Source organism: Mesorhizobium sp. Primo-A (genome assembly GCF_003997175.1).
Classification (GTDB): domain Bacteria; phylum Pseudomonadota; class Alphaproteobacteria; order Rhizobiales; family Rhizobiaceae; genus Mesorhizobium; species Mesorhizobium ciceri.
In genome coordinates, this window is the sequence record NZ_RZTG01000001.1 from 285,631 (window position 1) to 303,210 (window position 17,580).

The following is a 17,580-nucleotide window of genomic DNA, read 5'->3' on the forward strand; positions in this document are numbered from 1 at the left end:
ATGACCGGGCTCTTCAGCGAGGTCTTTCTCAGCGCGCTGCTGTTCGGCGCCGTCACCGCAGCGATCCCGCTGCTGCTTGCCGGGCTCGGCGAGCAGATCTCCGAGAAGGCTGGCGTGCTCAATATCGGCATCGAAGGCATGATGCTGGCCGGCGCCTATCTCGGCTTTGTCGGCGCTTTCTATTCCGGGTCGCTGTGGCTGGGCTTTCTCACCGGCGCCGCCGGGGGTGCTGCGGTGGCGCTTGTCATGGCGCTGCTTTGCGTGCGCATCGGGCTCAACCAGATCGTCATCGGCATCGCGCTGACCTTGGGGCTGGAAGGCCTGACGGCGCTGCTCCACCATTTCCAGTTCTCGCGCAGCTATCCGCGCCTGCCGGCGGCGGATGCGACTGTCATTCCGCTGCTTTCGGACCTTCCGGTCATCGGGCCTGCATTCTTCAAGCATCATCTGATCGTCTATCTGGCGGTCGCGCTGGTTTTCGGCATGGGCTACATCTACCGGCGCACGCAGTTGGGCCTCAATTTGCAGGCGGCAGGCGACAAGCCGGCCGCGCTCGATGTCGCCGGCATCGATGTCGTGCGGACCCGCACCATCGCCGTGCTGACGACCGGAGCGCTGGCCGGGCTCGGGGGCGCGTATCTCGCCAATGTCGGGGCCGGCCTGTTCATTCCGTTCATCACCAATGGCGCGGGCTTTCTCGGCATCGTGCTGGCCATGCTGGCGCGCGGTCGCCCGATCTGGGTGCTGTTCGGCGCGTTGCTGTTCGGTGTCTGCCTGTCGCTGACGACGGCCATGCAAGTGGCCGGCATCAACATACCGACCGACATCATCCAGATGCTGCCGTTCCTGGCGGTGATGATCATGCTGGTGCTGTTCGGCCGGCGCGCCAGCCTGCCGGCGGCGCTCGGCATTCCATATGAGCGCGGCGCGCGCTGAGGACAATTCATGCGCGGACGGGACCCGCGCCAATAAAGGAGGCAAGAATGTCGGATACCAAGGTCTACCTGCTCGACGGCGGCTCGCTCGTTCTCGACGGATATCATGTGTTCTGGAACCGCGGCCCTGGCGGCGAAGTGCGCTTCCCGGTCTATTCGATCCTGATCGAACATGCCGAGGGCCGGTTCCTCATCGACACCGGCTACGACTACGATCACGTGATGAAGGTGCTGCCGTTCGAAAAGCCGATCCAGGAAAAGCACCAGACCATCCCAGGCGCCCTGGCGCTGCTCGGCCTCGAACCGAAGGACATCGACGTCGTCGTCAATTCGCATTTCCACTTCGATCATTGCGGCGGCAACAAGTATTTTCCGCACGCCAAGAAGATCTGCCACCGGACCGAGGTGCCGCAGGCCTGCAATCCCGAACCTTTCGAGCATCTCGGCTATTCCGATCTGAGTTTTTCGGCGGAGGCTGCCGAAGCGCGTGGCGCGACCGGGCAATTGCTTGCGGGAACGACACGGGCGAATTCGACCTTTGAAGGCATTGATGGCGACGTCGAGCTTGCCAGGGGCGTCCGGCTGATCTCGACGCCCGGCCATTCGATCGGCCATTACAGCCTGCTGGTCGAGTTCCCCAAGCGCAAGCCGATCATGTTCACGATCGATGCGGCCTATACGCAGAAGAGCCTCGAGACGCTGTGCCAGGCGGCCTTCCACATCGATCCGGTGGCGGGCGTCAATTCGATGCGCAAGGTGAAGAAACTCGCCGAAGACCATGGCGCCGAGCTGATGTACTCGCACGACATGGACAACTTCAAGACCTACAAGACCGGCACGCAATTCTACGGCTGACCGCCGCCAATCCGGAGACAAGACGATGCGCTATCTCGAACACGCCGATCCGGTCATCACCCTGACCGCGGGACCGGTGAACGCCTATGCCGAAGTGCTGCGCGGTCTCGGCCGCACGGTGCTCTACGACTACGACCCGGCGTTCCAGCTTTTCTATGAGGGTGTGGTCGACAAGGCGCAAAAGGCGATGCGGCTGTCGAACAAGCCGGTCATCCTGCATGGCGAGCCGGTGCTTGGCCTGGAGGCCGCCGCGGCCTCGCTGATCACGCCGGACGATGTCGTGCTCAACCTTGCCTCCGGCGTTTACGGCAAGGGGTTCGGCTATTGGGCGAAGCGCTATTCGCCACATCTGCTCGAGATCGAGGTGCCCTACAACGAGGCGATAGATCCGCAGGCGGTCGAGGCAATGCTGAAGGCGCACCCGGAGATCACCGTCGTTTCCGTCTGCCACCACGACACGCCGTCCGGCACCATCAATCCGATCGACGCCATCGGCGCGCTGGTCTCAGCGCATGGCGGCTATCTCATCGTCGACGCCGTCTCGTCCTTTGGCGGCATGCAGACGCACCCGGAGGACTGCAAGGCCGATATCTATGTCACCGGCCCGAACAAATGCCTGGGCGCGCCTCCCGGCCTGACGATGATGGGCGTCAGCGAGCGGGCCTGGGCCAAGATGAAGAGCAACGAGGCAGCCCCCCGCGCGTCGATGCTGAGCATCGTCGATTGGGAGCATGCGTGGTCGCGGGATAAGCCGTTTCCGTTCACGCCGTCGGTCTCGGAGATCAACGGGCTCGATGTCGCGCTCGACCTCTATCTCAATGAGGGGCCGGAGGCGGTATGGGCGCGCCACGCGCTCACCGCCAAGGCCATGCGCGCGGGCATTGCTGCGATGGGCCTGTCGATCTGGGCGGCCAGCGACAGCATCGCGTCGCCGACCACGACCGCTGTCCGCACGCCCGAAGGTGTCGACGAGAAGGCGCTTCGCCAGGCTGCCCGCGCCCGTTACGGGGTGGTGTTTTCGTCTGGCCGCGGCGAGACCTTGGGCAAGCTGACGCGCATCGGCCATATGGGTCCGACCGCCCAGCCGATCTATGCGATCGCGGCGCTGACGGCACTTGGCGGCGCCATGAACGCGGCCGGCCAGAAACTGGCGATCGGCAGGGGTATCGACGCGGCGCTGGCCGTGATCGACGCCGACGCCTGAACAGATATCACCACGGATTGAGGGAGCATTTTCATGACTGAACGGCTTGCGGGGAAGACGGCCCTGGTTACGGGCGCTGCGCAGGGTATCGGCAAGGCGATCGCCGCGCGGCTCGCCGCCGACGGGGCAATCGTCATCGTCAGCGACATCAATGCCAAAGGCGCCAAGGCGGCGGCCGCGGCAATAGGCGGAAGGGCGAGGGCGATTGCCGCCGACATTTCCGATCCGGCCTCCGTCAAGGCACTCTTCGCCGAAATCCAGACCCTGACCGGGGGCATCGACATCCTGGTCAACAATGCCAGCATCGTGCCGTTCGTCGCCTGGGACGATGTCGATCTCGACCATTGGCGCAAGATCATCGACGTCAATTTGACAGGCACCTTCATCGTCAGCCGCGCCGGCACGGACCAGATGCGTGCGGCAGGCAAAGCTGGGCGGGTGATCAGCATCGCATCCAACACCTTCTTTGCCGGCACGCCGAACATGGCGGCCTATGTCGCAGCCAAGGGTGGCGTCATAGGCTTCACCAGGGCGCTCGCCACCGAACTCGGCAAATACAACATCACCGCCAATGCGGTGACGCCCGGCCTGGTCGAGAGCGACGGCGTCAAGGCGAGCCCGCACAATGAGGCGTTCGGCTTCGTCGAGATGCTTCAGGCGATGAAAGGCAAGGGGCAGCCGGAACATATCGCCGATGTGGTCTCGTTCCTGGCCTCCGACGATGCGCGCTGGATCACCGGCCAGACGCTCAATGTCGACGCCGGGATGGTGCGCCACTAAAGCATTCCGCACCCCAAACCCCTGTACGCTTTCGGGCGATCTGCACCCAGGTCGCGACGGGCGGACAGGCGCGGCCAAAAATGTATCCGCAAGGCCGCAGTCGGCCAATCAAGGAAAAATCACAGTGGACTTCGGATTCGACACGTCGGTTTTCGACGGGCTGACGATTGCAATGCTGGTCGCCGGTCTGGCCATGACCGGAATGGCCTCCGGCGTGCTCGCCGGTCTGCTGGGGGTCGGCGGCGGCATCGTCATCGTCCCGGTGCTGTTCTGGGTGCTTAGCCTGTTCCACTTTTCGCCTGCTGTGATCAGCCATCTGGCTGTCGCGACGTCGCTTGCGGTCATCATCCCCACCTCGATCTCGTCAATGCGGTCGCACAACAGGCGCGGCAATGTCGATCGGCCTCTGCTCACTCTGTGGGGACCGGCCGTTTTCGTGAGTGCCCTGATCGGTGGCATCACGTCGAAGTTCATCCCGGGCGCCGGCTTGCGGCTGGTTTTCGGCGTCGTCGGCCTGCTGGTGGCCCTCAACATGGCGTTGCCGAAGCACTTCGTGATCTCCGATCACCTGCCGCAAAGCGGCTGGATCAACCGCGCGATCGCCTCTGTCATCGGCTTTGTCTCTTCGCTCATGGGAATCGGTGGCGGCACGCTCTCGGTGCCGACGCTTTCCAGCTTTTCCTTTCCTGTGCACCGGGCCGTCGGCACATCGTCGGCGCTTGGCCTGCTTATTGCGCTTCCGGCAGTGGCCGGCTTCATCTGGTCGGGTCTCGCAATTGCAGGCAGGCCTCCGCTCAGCCTGGGTTACGTCAGCCTGCCGGCGGTTGCCATCATAGCGCCCGTGAGCTTCCTGTTCGCACCCTTGGGCGCAAGGCTCGCCCACGCGCTCAACCCGCGCTACCTGAAACTTGCCTTTGCATTCTTCCTGGCGATCACGGCCGGGCGAATGCTGCTGTCTTGAATTTCGCTGGGCGGCGTACGGCTATTTTTCCCGCATGGCCCGGCGGAAGTTCTGCGTGATCGGCTCGGCGAGATAAGAGAGAACGGTGCGAGCCCCCGTCCGGATCATCGTCTCGCTCGACATGCCGGGCAGCAGCTTGCGGCCCTCCAGCTTGCCGAGTTCGCTTTTGTCGATCACAACCGTCGCGGCGAAATACGGTGCGCCGCTGCGCTCCTCAACCATGCGGTCAGCCGACACGATCTCCACGACACCCTCGAGCGGCGGCAGGTTGTAGCGGGCGAAGGCCGGGAAGCTGACACGCGCGGGCTGTCCGGGTGCGATCGTCTCGACATCCTCCGGTTTGACCATGGCTTCGACCACGAGTTGTTGTCCGAGCGGTACGATCGTCATCAATGTATCGCCGGGTTTCACGACACCGCCCGCGGTGTGGACCTTCAGATCCATGACGATGCCGTCAACCGGTGCGACGACATCGGTACGGGTAAGCACGTCCCTGGCGGCACGCTCCTCCTGTCTCAGGTCGAACAGTTCCGCCTCGACCTTGCTCAACTCATCGACGGACTCGTTGAGCCGCACCGTATCGAGGTTCAGGATCTGCATGTCGATCTCGGCCATGGCGCTTCTGGCGCGGGCGATTGCGGCGATATTGGTGGCGCGCTCGCCCTCGATCTCCTGCTGCTGTCGTCTGAGCAACAGGTTCCGCTCGCGGGTGGTCAGCCCCTTCTTGAGCAGACTCTCGAGGTCTTTGGTTTCACCCTCGATCGCCTCGATCTGTTTGTCCTTGGTGACGATAAGCTCTTCCAGTCCCTTTATCTCCTCCTCGGTCTGGTGGCGGCGCTGGCTGAGGATTTCCTGCTCGTCCGCCAGATTGTGGTGTTTCGCCGCGAACACGTCGCGCTGTGCGGACACCGCGTCCTTTGCGGCGGTGGCGGGGTTGGCGAGCAACGCCGGATCGAACTCGATCTCGGCCCTGCCGTCACGCTCGGCCCTGAGACGCGCGGCCAGCGCCTCACGCGTTGCTATCCGGTTCTGGATCAGGTCGAGCTGCGCCTTTGCCTGCGTGTCGTCGAGCCGGACGAGGATCTTGCCGGCCTTGACGACATCACCGTTGGCTGCGTTCAACTCCGCGATGATGCCGCCCTCGAGGTGCTGGATCAGCTTGCGGTCGCCGGCGACCTTGATAACGCCCGGCGCCACAGCGGCGCTGTCCAACGGTGCCAGGGCCGCCCAACCTCCCGCGACGCCGAAGAACAGGAACATGATCGCGAACCCGGTGCAGGTCACGCCTGTGAGACGCAGCGGCATCGGTTGCAGCAGGGAGGGCGGCGGAAGGGGCAGCGGCACGACGTTCAATTCCGGGGGGCGGCTCATGCTTCCTTGACCTCTTTGGTTTCCTTGACCACTTCGAGGGCAGGCAACTGGGCAGCCTTGGGCAGATGGGCCACCTTGCTGACGCGGCTGGCGAGTTCGTTGAAGACATGGTCGCGCGGCCCGAAGAGATCTTGCTGACCCCTGTTGAGGACCAGTATCTTGTCTACCTTCTCCAAGATGTTGGCGCGGTGCGCGATCAGGATAACGGTTGTGTTCGTCGCCTTGGCCACGCCGAGAGCGGCAATCAATGCCTCCTCGCCCTCCCTGTCGAGGTTGGAATTGGGTTCGTCGAGGATAAGCAGCGTGGGGTCGCCGTAGAGTGCCCGCGCCAGCCCGATGCGTTGGCGCTGCCCGCCCGACAGTATCGCCCCCGCCTCGCCGATCTCGGTGCCGTAGGCCTTCGGCAGCCCCTTGATGAGTTCGTGGACGCCGGCCAACTGCGCTGCCTTGATCACGTGCTGGAAGACCGCCGGATTGACCGTCGCAAAGCGGGCGATGTTGTCGGATACGGTGCCGGCGAAGAGTTCGATGTCCTGCGGCAAATAGCCGACATAACGGCCACGGTCTTCCGCCGCCCATTGGGCAACATCCGTTCCGTCCAGCAAGGCACGCCCCCCCGACGGGCGCCAGGCACCGGCAAGTATGCGCGCCAGGCTCGTCTTGCCGGCCCCGCTCGGACCGATCAGGGCCATCGCTTCACCCGGCTCGAGACGGAAGCTGATGCCTTTCAGGATGTGCTCGCCACCCTGTCGGGCAAGCACAAGGTTGTCGGCCTCAAACCTGCCTTTCGGACGGGGCAGTGGCAGGACCGGTGTGGCTTCCCGGTGCTGTCCGGCGACCGCGGTGAGGCGTTTGTAAGCGGCACGCGCTCCCACCGTCGCCTTCCATGTGCCGATCGCTTGCTCGACCGGTGACAAGGCGCGACCCATCAGGATCGAGGCGGAGATCATGATGCCGGGTGAAGCCTCGTTGCGAAGAACCAGATAGGCGCCGAGGCCGAGTATGGCCATTTGCAGGGCCAGCCGGTGACAACGCGCGATAGCCGCGATGACGCCGCCACGGTTGGCGGCAAGAACCTGTCCCTTGTTGGCCTCGTCCTGTTGGGCCTTCCAGCCTTCCAGCAATGGCTTCAACATGCCCATCGCCTGGACGACCTCGGCGTTGCGGATCGCCGCCTCGGCTTGCACATAGGCCCGCGACTGTGCGCTTGCGGCCTCGGTCAACGGCTTGCGTGTGAGGTATTCGTTGAGCAGCGCCAAAGCAAACAGCACGATCCCGCCGCAAAGCGCCAACCAGCCCAGCCATGGGTGCATGAAGAATATGGCAACGAAGAACAACGGTGCCCAAGGCGCGTCGAGGATCGGGAAGATGCTGGGGCTGGTGAAGAAGTTGCGCACTTGATCCAGGTCGCGCAGCGGACGGGCGTTGGCTTGGCCTGGCGCCGAGGCGGCATATTCCACCGATGCGGTCAGGAGAACCGGTGCCAATCGCGCGTTCATCCACGATCCGACGGTAGCCAGCAGGCGCCCGCGCACCACCTCAAGCCCCGCCATTGCCGCGAGCGCCCCTGCCGCCATCAGCGACAGCATCACCAGCGTCTCCAGGCTGTGGCTGGACAACACGCGGTGGTAGACTTGGAGCATGTAGAGCGCTCCGGTCAGCATCAGCACGTTGATGCCGCCGCTGAACCAGACAAGCGGCCGGATGGCACGTCTGGCCTCTTTCATCACCACCTGCAGGGCAGGGGGCTGTTGTTTGGTTTTCATCGTTATTTCTCTGGTGTGCGGGATGACATCTCGTGCGGGAAGGTTGGGGGCAGCATTGGCTGCCCCCCGTTGGCCAGTGTCAGGCGACGTCGACAAGTATGTGCTGCATCGCTGTCTGGTCCGCGTCCGCGTCCGCCACTTTGAAGGCGAAGTCGAGGTGGGCATCCGGCGTCTGGGTCGAGGTCGAGGTGAAGCCGATGTCCGTGATCTTCAGCACGTCGTTGTCGGTGGGGTCGAAATTCACCAGGTTGGTGGTCGCATCGCTGCCGCCACCGGCGCCGGTCGTCGGGTTCAGGTTGATTGCCGTGTTGTTGCCGGTGATGCCGTTGCCCGACTGCATGATCTGGACACCCTGCAACACGAAGTGCTCGCCGGCCGCGTTGTAGTCGTTCTGCTCGATGATCACGAGGCCGTCATTGTTGTCGAGCGTGAACTCGCCGCTGTACGGGGCCGGGACGTGACCCATCTTGAAGATGTCGGCATTCTGCACGTACATCGCCCTCGTAATCGAGACATCGTCGAGCGTCGACGCCGTGCCCTTGTCGTCGATCAGGTTGAGGATCAGCATCAGATCCTCGCTGTTGCCGATGCCATCGAACTTGATGGCCATGGTGCCGGCGGTCGCTGTCGGCTGGGTAGCCTCGTTCTGACTGTTGATACCGACGTTGCTGTCGAAGAACCGCAATGTGAGCAGTTCGCCTTTCTGGATCGTGTCACCGGCGACACCGTTGGTGCTCTGCGTCGCGGATACCCAGCTTTCATTGGCGTTGCTCACCATCTCGTGACCACCTAGGGTGAAGGTGGCGTCGCCGGATGACCCCTCGCCATTGGCTGTCAAGCTGAACGGGTTGGCTTTGTTGATCAAGTTGCCCGTGAACTGCACGTAGAAGTTTTCGTTAGCCGGCGTATTCGGATCATCAGCCTGCAATTTTTCCAGCACGATCTGTGGGTGGCCCGTATTGCCGAGGGGCTCCTTGGACAAGAGTTGGCTGGTGTGGATAACGTCGAAGCTGAAGCCTTCGAGAGGGTCGGTCAGGTGGATGGTATAAGTATCGGCAATCTTGTCGAAGACGAGGGTGCCGCCCGCCGTCCCGGTCTGGGTGCCAGCCGCCGGATCCTTGTCGTAGGTGAAAGTGAAGTTGAACGTCGCGGAGGTAAGGCTCTCCGACGCCAGCGTCACCTCCGAGGTGAGAATGTTACCACCGCCGCCGCCGGTGATCGTGCCGGTGAGCCCGATCTGGACGCCGGCAAGCGCGCCATTCTGGTCGACAAAGTCAGAACCACTCGCATAGAACGCGGCCGGATGAGCATCCGCGCCGATGTCGTACCCGAAGGCTCCGGTGGCCGACGCGTTGAGTGTGTTGGCCAGAGTCTCGGGGGTCCCGATACCGTTGCCGGCGTTCTGGTCACCGTCGAACGGCACTGTGATCGTCGGCGCATCATCCTTGAAGACGAGGCTTGTACCGATGTTGACACTGTCCGAGGCCTGGTCGCCGTCACCGTCGGTGATGATCGCCGTCAAGGTTACGAGATCATCGGCTGCCAGCGATGTTTGCTGATCCGGTCCGGTGTCGGGCGAGTGTATGACGGCACGTGCCTGATCGAGCGTCACGGTCCCGTCAACAGCCACGCTCACCGTGAACACAATATCGCCAGCGGCTGAACCGGCACGACCGACCACCTCGCCGCCTTCGACGAAAAGCAGGACGGACAGGCCGGTCAAGGTGTCAGTGAGGCCGCTAACGTTCGTAACCTGATTGATGCCGAGCGCATAGCTGATAGCGTCACTATCCGCGCCGGCGTTTGGGGTGAAAACGGTCGCGAAATCCGCACTGTTGGCACCCAAGTTGGACTCGTCGACGGTCAGCGTCGGCTCGGTGCCGGTGGTCGAGATGCTCGGGCCATCATCCTTGAAGTTGAGGTTCTGGCCGATGTCGAGGCTGGCCGACAGGTGGTCGCCATCCTTATCGGTGACGGTCGCGGTGAGCGTGACCAGATTGTCGGCGGCCAGGCTGGTGCTGTCGTCGGGGTTGCTGGCGTCGGCATGGACCACCGCCCGGAGCTGGTCGAGGGTGACGGCGCCGGCGGCGCTGACGGAGACGGTGAATACGAGGTCGTTGGAGCCGATGGTGTGGCCTTCGACGACGCTGCCATTGAGCGAGAGGACGACCGCTTGGCCGGTCGCCGTGTCGATCAGACCCGAAGGGCCTGCCACGACGCCCAGTGCGTAGGTCAGCGTGCCGGCCCCGTCGGCGCCGAAGCCCGAACTGAAGTTGGCGGCAAAGCTCTGCGTATCGTTGGTGGTAAGAACCGACTCGTCGACGGTCAGCGTCGGCTCGGCGCCGGTGGTCGAGATGCTCGGGCCATCATCCTTGAAGTTGATGTGGGAGCCGACCTCTTCGCTATAGGCGTTGGTGCTCGTCGCCGAGAAATGGAACTCGGAGATGTCGCACCCCTCGTTTGCATCGACCCCTTTGACCGTCAGCCGATCCATTGGGCTGCCGGTGGTGATATCGACGGTGGTGGTGTTGTCGAGCCCGGTGATGGTGACGGCGTTTCCGGTCCCGCTGAGCCCGGTGACGGTGATGTTGCCGCTGCCGGTCGCATAGGTGCCATCGACAGTGATGACGGACGCAAACCCCGATGTACCCGTCAACTTGATGCCGGTGATATCCACGGGGCTGGTCGTGGTGCCGTCAAAGAAGTTCGTGCCTTGGTCGTTGCCCGTATTGTTGAAGGCGCTGACGGTGACGTCCACACGCGCAGTCGGAGTGGAAGGTGTGATCTGGCTGATCGTGAACCCGGCCTGCGTGATGGTCTCGATGTGGTTGCCGTACTGGATTTGCGACGCACTCCCTGCGTTCAGGGTACCGCCGGTGACAAAATCGACCTGCAGCGTTTCGTTCGGATTGATGCTCTGGTTGTTGATGCCGAAGCCCTGTTCGCTGACGTTGGCACTGCCACCGTTCAAACCGATTACCAGCAGCTGCTTGGAAGCGTCATTGGCCGAATTGATCAGATAGAAATCATTGTTGCCGGGCGCGGCGGCTGAGCCCAGAAAACTAGCCACGGAGGTGCCGGTGACCGACGCGAACACCTTGTTGGTCAAACCGATACGATCGTCCGGATTGGTCGCGTCCGGATTGAGCAACGGCACATACTCGACCGTGTACAGGTCCGCATTGGTGGCGCTGGTGCTGACCAGCCCAAACGAGAAAGCGAGCGGGCCGGTTGCGGCCGGTGCGGCCGACGGGTCAGAGGTGCCGATGACACCGATTACGACGTTTGCATGGGGCGGGTCTGCGTCTTTGAACAGCCAGACATAATTGCCATCGACCGTCTGAATGCCGCTGTTGACGCCGACGGTGGTGGAAAACGGGGTTCCGGTGAGATTCTGGGAGAGAACGACCGAGGTGATGGTTTCTCCCGCACTCGCCGAGGCCACGACGAAGTTGGCCTGGAAGGCGACCTCCGGCGAGGTCAGCCCACCCGGATCGTCGAGACTTAGGAGATATTGCACCGTGGGGTTGGTATCGTAAGGCGGAATGGCCGGATTGATATCATCGTCCGTAAATCCGGTGGTCTCGTCGAGGACGATGTCCTGGGTCAAGATGTCGAGTGCCATGGAGATTCTCCTTGGTTCAAAATTCTCTCTGGAAAAGGGATGCAGCCCCTAATGCCGGAAATGCACCTACCCCGGTGCAGCCGGTCGCATACTGAAATGCGCCCCTCCAATTTCATTGTGCCGCCGGCGCAGAGGGCGCGTCCATTCCCGCTTCGATAGTATTGCGGTCAATGTCCGCACCTGATCGAACGATATATATCCTTCGATAGGTCAGGTTGACGGGCGCTGCGGGGAGGTCGCGCAGGCACGCGCCAGATGCCGCCAGACGGCTCTGCGGCCGTTGCCGTGCGTACAATGTCGGTGCGAGTGGAGAGTGTTCAGAGCAGGCCGGTTCGGCCCATTCCCGGACGCTCGGCGGCTTTGCCGTGCGTCATCCAGGCCAGTTCCGCCCGGCCGCCTAGGTGCAACTTCTCGTAGACGTGATGCAGGTGCATCTTCACCGTGCCTTCGGATAAATGCAGCCGCTGCGCGATGGTCTTGTTGCGCAGCCCGCGCGAGACGAGATCGGCGATTTCGGTCTCCCGCCCGGTCAGCCGGGACATTGGCTGCGGCTGCGAGCCGGGCATCAGCAGCTGCTGGACGATCTTGTTGTCGATCCACTTCTTGCCCGCCGCCACCGCATTCACGCATTCGATGAGAAAGCGGTGGCTGATGCCGTCCAGAAACAGGCCATCGACGTCGAGCGTCTGTATTTCCCTGACATCGAGCCTGCCGGTTGGCTGCACGATGAAGATGATGCCGAGAGCGCTGTTGCCGGCCTTCAGCCGTGAGGAAAGACCTGATGTCTGCTGATCCGCGAGATCCACGCCTACGATGACCATATCAGGCTGATGGCGCTCCACATGAGCGAGAACGTCCACAGGGCGGCGACACTGGGCGACAACATCGTGTCCAGCCTTCTGCAACACCCATTCCAGACCGGCGAGATATACCCCCCGCGGGTCCGCGACAACCACTGTTGACATGCGAACACCGTCCGTAAAAAACGCAACGAACTTGGTTAAATACCCGTAAAATCAGGAAACCAGAGCCCACATCGATTGTCAAGGAATAGCTAATATACATATTGCTATAATCTACGACGGACCGGCGGGCTCCCTCGCAGCGTAGCAGGCCGGCTGACGATTCTGCGGAGGCGATGCTGGACTTGGTTGAAATGCCAGCGTTTCGATTGCACGTGGATCCGCGGAATCGAAGTCGAAATCGCCGGACGTCTCACCGCACTCCTGGGTGAGAAATTTGCTAGCGCCAGCGCGCTACCGCCTTTCCCCCCACGCGTCGAGCTGCCAATTCAGGCTTCGATGCTACGGCTGAACGGGCCGAGCTTGTGCGGTGAGACGGCGTTACCTGGTCGACCGCAAGCGAGCATTTGCCGGTGAAGGCTGACAGCGAAAGCAATCCGACGGCGGCTTCAAATATTCAGGTTGAACTGCGGGTATGCCGTCGGCAACCGGGGGCATTCCGAAAAACGCTGCGAAGTGAAAGTCTCACCCAAGATACGGATGAGGCAAGAGACATCTGACTGAGCGGGTTGCTGCTCGCAGGAAGCCGTCCCTGCGGTCTGCGCTTGGATGGTTTCGTTTCCATGGCGCGAGGTGCGCTGTTCTTCACCCGTTGTCGTCGAATGTCGCAGCAAAGTGCCTTGCGACTGGGAGGAGACCTGGAATGAACGACATCAAATTCACGTCCGGCCTGAGCGTGGTGGCAGATGCCCATGTCGCCTTTCGCGGCACGCCCTTCGTCGAACGGACGGCGCCACTGAACCAGAACGCACTCTGGATGCGCTGGGACAGGAACATGGTCGTCGATTGCTACTCCGATATGGTCGAGGAACTGGCGGCTATCCGCAACAGGGTGGCCATGGGCGACATGTCACCACTGTCGAAATATGTCATTGCCGGTCCGGATGCCGAGAGGATGATGGATGCGCTCATCCCGCGCGACATCAAGAAGCTGCAGGTCGGCCAGATCTACTATGCACCGTGGTGCGACGAGAACGGCCATGTCGTCGGCGACGGTCTGGTTTTCCGCATGGACGAAACCACCTTCCGCGTTTCCGCCGATCCCGGCCTTTCCTGGTGGAAGCAGCATGCCGAAGGCCTCGACGTCCGTGTCACCGACATATCCGATAGCTACGGCATCCTCACCTTGCAGGGACCGCGTTCCCGCGAAGTGCTGGAGGCTGTCACCCAGTCCGTGCAGGAATTGCCGTTCTCTCGCTTGGCCATCGTCACAATTGCCGGCAGACGGGTCGAGATCCTGCGCCAGGGTTTTACCGGCGAGCATGGCTATGAATTGTGGGTCAAGGCGGATGACGGCGCCGCCGTGTGGGACGCGGTCGAGGCGGCAGGCAAGCCTTTTGGCATCCTTCCTGCCGGCGCCTGGGCGCTCGACATAGCACGTCTCGAAGCCGGGCTGCTGATCGTTGGCTACGACTATACAAGTGCCGGCCCAGACCATGGCGGCGCCAGCATTCAGGCAGCTGGAAAGTATCGTGCGTCGCCCTTCGACCTCGGCCTGGGCCGGCTGGTCGACTTTCGCAAGGCCGATTTCATCGGCAAGGCGGCGCTGCAGCGCATGTCGAACACGGGTGACCATCGCCAGCTCGTCGGGCTCGACATCGACTGGTCGCAAGCCCTCGACGGCAAGGGGCTTGAGAGCAATGCGCCCGGAAATCTGCGGCGCGTGCAGTGGTATCCGCTGAAAGCCTTTCGCGGCGGGAAGGAAGTTGGGCACGCCAGCAGCGTCGCCTGGTCACCTTCGACCGGCAGGATGATCGGCTTCGGCCATCTGCGGCGTGAGGCCGCCGAGACCGGCACCGAGCTCACGCTGAAGTGGAACAAGGATGGCGTGGCGGCCGATGTCAGGGCGCGTGTCGTGGGGCTGCCGTTCCTGTCGCTCAAACGCGCCGCCAACGGGTAGCGAAACGCTGTTTCAGAACTGAGAGTCCTGTCGTTGCATCCTCCCGTGACGACAAGCCGGGCAGCTGGTCTGCCCGGCTCCCATTGCCGCGGCCTACGGTGCCGCGAAATCGTGAAGCTGGTCGGGAGAGACCTGGAAAGATCATGAACGACATGCGCCAAGAGCTTATCCAGACGCGAGGTTCGGCTACATTTGTGTTCGACGCGGAGGTGTCGATCGAACTGGCACCGGCGCAGGCACGCACCTTTGCGCCACCAGCCGACTGCTTCCCGCTTGGCTCGCGCGTCTTTCTTACTCACCTTCCCGGCAAGCCCGAGGCTTTGCAAATCGAAGCAGCGCGCCGGATCAAGGAGTTGGGCTTTGTGCCGGTGCCACATCTGGGCGCGCGGAACTTCAATTCGGAGCAGGACTATGTCGATCTTGTCACCGCCCACAGTCGAAACGGGATAAGCGAAGCGCTCTTTCTTGGCGGCAATCCGGCTCTCTTTCCGGGGCCGTTGGGAGAGGCAACCCAGTTGCTCGCCCATCCCGTGGTCAAAGACAGTGCGATACGAACCGCCTTCGTTGCCGGCTATCCGGAAGGGCATCCAAGCATCGTCGAAGCCGTGCTGACGGACGCATTGCGGCGCAAGCTCGACATCTGTGCCGAGCGGTCGCTGGAAGCCAGGGTCGTATCGCAATTCGCCTTCGATGGCGACATGATCGCCGCCTGGGCGAGCAGTCTGCATACGGCGCATCCCGGGCTGCCGGTTCATGTTGGTCTGGCCGGTGTGACCAGCCTTACCAAACTCATCCGGTTCGCCATGATGTGCGGTGTCGGCCCTTCGATCGCGGCGCTGCGGCGTTCCGCCAGCGGCCTCTTCAACATCGTGGCCGACCGGAACCCAGCCGAGATCTTACAAACCATGGCGGCAAGCTACCCGGCGCCGACCGCGCCACTACACCTCCATTTCTTCCCATTCGGCGGATGGGAAAAGACGCTTGCCTGGTTCGCCGATTATCGCGAGGCGTGCTGGCCGCGGGTCAACGAACGATGAATTGTGCAGCGCTTCGACTGTCGTTCATTCTGACGCTGTCCTGCGAAGACCAGGCCGGGATCGTAGCGGCAGTGACGACCGAACTCGCCAACCTTGGCACGAACATTGCTGAAAGCAGCCAGCATTGGGACAGGGCCTCGAACCGTTTCTTCATGCGCATTGCCTTTTCGGCGCCCGCCTGGGTGTCTGCCGATGCCATCACCAAGGGACTTGCGCCTGTGGTGGATCGCTTCGGCCTGAGCAGCCGCCTGCTTGAGCGGAGCCGTCGGCCGAAAATCGTCATCATGGTCTCGAAGTTTGACCATGCATTGCTTCACCTCATCTACCAGATCCGTGTTGGCTGGCTCGAAGCCGAGGTCGCAGCGATCATCTCCAACCACGAAGACAGCCGCGAAACTGCGGCATGGGCTGGCATTCCCTACCACGTCTTGCCCATCTCGAAGGAGAACAAGCAGGAACAGGAAGGCCGGATACTGGCGGTGATCGAGGACGTCGGCGCCGACCTCGTCGTCCTGGCTCGCTACATGCAAGTGTATTCCGACGACCTCGCGGGGCGCCTGTTCGGCAAGGTCATCAACATCCACCATTCGTTCCTGCCAAGCTTCAAGGGCGCGCGGCCGTATCACCAGGCTTTCGAGCACGGAGTGAAGCTGATCGGCGCCACGGCTCACTATGTGACCGCCCAACTCGACGAGGGGCCGATCATCGAGCAGGAAACCGAGCGGGTAACGCATTCCATGAGCGTCGAGGATTTTATCGCGGCCGGCCGTGACATCGAAAGCCGCGTTCTGGCGCGTGCGATCAAACGGCACCTCGAAGCCCGCGTGATGATCAACGGACGAAAAACGGTTGTGTTCGCGTAAGGCGGCAACACCGACCCGTGTGTGGCGATGCTCATATCAACAGGAGAACCAGATCATGAAAAATGGAACGGCGCATCTCTTTATCCCGGGTCCGACCAACATTCCCGACGCTGTGCGGCGGGCCATGAACGTGCCGATGCAGGATATGCGCGCACCGGATTTTCCGGAACTGGTGCTGCCCTTGTTTCGCGACCTGAAGCAGATCTTCAAGACCGAAACCGGCAGCGTCTTCATCTTTCCGGGCTCAGGCACCGGCGCCTGGGAAGCGGCAATCTCCAACACGCTCAGCCGCGGCGACCGGGTGCTGATGTCGCGCTTCGGCCAGTTCTCGCACCTGTGGGTCGACATGGCCGAGCGCCTTGGACTTGAGGTCGATTGCATCGATGTCGAATGGGGTGAGGGGGTTCCGCTCGACGCCTATCGGCAACGGCTGGGCGACGACAAGGGCAGCAAGATCAAGGCGGTATTCGCCACCCACAACGAGACCGCGACCGGCGTGACGTCCGACGTCGCCGGCGTGCGTGCCGCGCTCGACGAAACGGCTCACGATGCGCTGCTGTTCGTCGACGGCGTCAGTTCGATCGGCTCGATCGATTTCCGGATGGACGAATGGGGCGTCGACCTCGCCATCACCGGTTCGCAGAAAGGGCTGATGCTGCCTGCCGGTCTCGGCATCCTGGCGGTGAGCGCCAAGGGTCTGGAAGCGCACAAGCAGTCGCGCATGGAGCGTTGCTATTTCAGCTTCGAGGATATGCAGGCTTCGTCCAAGACCGGCTTCTTCCCCTATACGCCGCCAACGCAGTTGCTGCTTGGCCTGAGAGCCAGCCTCGACCTTATCTTTGCCGAGGGACTGGAGCAGATTTTTGCCCGGCACCACCGGCTCGCCGAAGGTGTGCGCCGCGGCGTGCATGCGTGGGGACTAAAGCTCTGCGCCAACGAGGAAAAATGGTGGTCGGATACGGTTTCGGCGATCGTCGTCCCCGAGGATGTCGATGCCAGACAGGTCATCGCCAACGGATATTCCAGATATCGCACATCCTTCGGCGCGGGCCTCAGCAAGGTGGCTGGCCGCGTGTTCCGCATCGGCCATCTCGGCGACCTCAACGAGGTCATGTGCCTCGCCGCCCTGGCCTCGGCGGAAATGTCGTTACGCGACGCCGGAGCCCGAATCGAGGCCGGCTCCGGTGTTGCCGCTGCGCAGGAATGGTACCGCGCCGAGATCGGCCGGACCTTGCAGCCGCGGCACGAACGCGCGGCTTGA

13 protein-coding genes are annotated in these 17,580 nt (G+C 62.5%); 9 read left to right on the forward strand and 4 right to left on the reverse strand.

The window, feature by feature from the left end; translation table 11 throughout:
* From EOC83_RS01290 to EOC83_RS01310, 5 genes are all read left to right on the forward strand, one after another.
* On the forward strand, positions 1–936 hold the full coding sequence (locus EOC83_RS01290; RefSeq protein ID WP_024505120.1) for an ABC transporter permease: 936 nt from the start codon (positions 1–3) through the stop codon (positions 934–936).
* Between the two features lie 47 nt (positions 937–983).
* Complete coding sequence (locus EOC83_RS01295; protein WP_013529871.1) at positions 984–1,790, forward strand: 4-pyridoxolactonase; 807 nt, start codon at positions 984–986, stop codon at positions 1,788–1,790.
* Between the two features lie 25 nt (positions 1,791–1,815).
* Entirely contained in the window at positions 1,816–2,994 is a 1,179-nt protein-coding gene (locus tag EOC83_RS01300) for an alanine--glyoxylate aminotransferase family protein (protein WP_063168890.1), read from the forward strand.
* Positions 2,995–3,027: 33 nt separating this feature from the next.
* Positions 3,028–3,774, forward strand: coding sequence for an SDR family NAD(P)-dependent oxidoreductase (locus tag EOC83_RS01305; RefSeq protein WP_063168889.1), 747 nt, complete (start codon positions 3,028–3,030; stop codon positions 3,772–3,774).
* A 124-nt stretch (positions 3,775–3,898) separates the two neighbouring features.
* Positions 3,899–4,735, forward strand: coding sequence for a sulfite exporter TauE/SafE family protein (locus EOC83_RS01310; RefSeq protein ID WP_082826541.1), 837 nt, complete (start codon positions 3,899–3,901; stop codon positions 4,733–4,735).
* Positions 4,736–4,756: 21 nt separating this feature from the next.
* Here the strand turns inward: EOC83_RS01310 and EOC83_RS01315 are convergent, their stop codons facing one another.
* The 4 genes from EOC83_RS01315 to EOC83_RS01330 form a co-directional block, all read right to left on the reverse strand.
* Positions 4,757–6,106 carry an HlyD family type I secretion periplasmic adaptor subunit gene (locus tag EOC83_RS01315; RefSeq protein ID WP_013529875.1) on the reverse strand — a complete coding sequence of 450 codons (1,350 nt, stop codon included), beginning with the start codon at positions 6,104–6,106 and terminating at the stop codon, positions 4,757–4,759.
* On the reverse strand, positions 6,103–7,872 hold the full coding sequence (locus tag EOC83_RS01320; RefSeq protein WP_063168888.1) for a type I secretion system permease/ATPase: 1,770 nt from the start codon (positions 7,870–7,872) through the stop codon (positions 6,103–6,105). The genes EOC83_RS01315 and EOC83_RS01320 overlap by 4 nt, the downstream gene beginning before the upstream one ends.
* 79 nt (positions 7,873–7,951) lie before the next feature.
* Positions 7,952–11,497: a DUF5801 repeats-in-toxin domain-containing protein gene (locus EOC83_RS01325; protein ID WP_127312795.1), complete on the reverse strand. Its 3,546-nt coding sequence runs from the start codon at positions 11,495–11,497 to the stop codon at positions 7,952–7,954.
* A 317-nt stretch (positions 11,498–11,814) separates the two neighbouring features.
* Positions 11,815–12,453: a response regulator transcription factor gene (locus EOC83_RS01330; RefSeq protein WP_244506859.1), complete on the reverse strand. Its 639-nt coding sequence runs from the start codon at positions 12,451–12,453 to the stop codon at positions 11,815–11,817.
* 709 nt (positions 12,454–13,162) lie between these two features.
* Between EOC83_RS01330 and EOC83_RS01335 the strand changes: the two genes are divergently transcribed.
* From EOC83_RS01335 to EOC83_RS01350, 4 genes are all read left to right on the forward strand, one after another.
* Positions 13,163–14,419, forward strand: a complete 1,257-nt coding sequence (locus tag EOC83_RS01335; RefSeq protein ID WP_013529879.1) for an aminomethyltransferase family protein — start codon at positions 13,163–13,165, stop codon at positions 14,417–14,419.
* 143 nt (positions 14,420–14,562) lie between these two features.
* Positions 14,563–15,456: a methylenetetrahydrofolate reductase gene (locus EOC83_RS01340; RefSeq protein ID WP_013529880.1), complete on the forward strand. Its 894-nt coding sequence runs from the start codon at positions 14,563–14,565 to the stop codon at positions 15,454–15,456.
* On the forward strand, positions 15,453–16,319 hold the full coding sequence (gene purU, locus EOC83_RS01345; RefSeq protein WP_013529881.1) for a formyltetrahydrofolate deformylase: 867 nt from the start codon (positions 15,453–15,455) through the stop codon (positions 16,317–16,319). The genes EOC83_RS01340 and purU overlap by 4 nt, the downstream gene beginning before the upstream one ends.
* Positions 16,320–16,374: 55 nt before the next feature.
* Positions 16,375–17,580 carry an aminotransferase class V-fold PLP-dependent enzyme gene (locus EOC83_RS01350; protein WP_063168886.1) on the forward strand — a complete coding sequence of 402 codons (1,206 nt, stop codon included), beginning with the start codon at positions 16,375–16,377 and terminating at the stop codon, positions 17,578–17,580.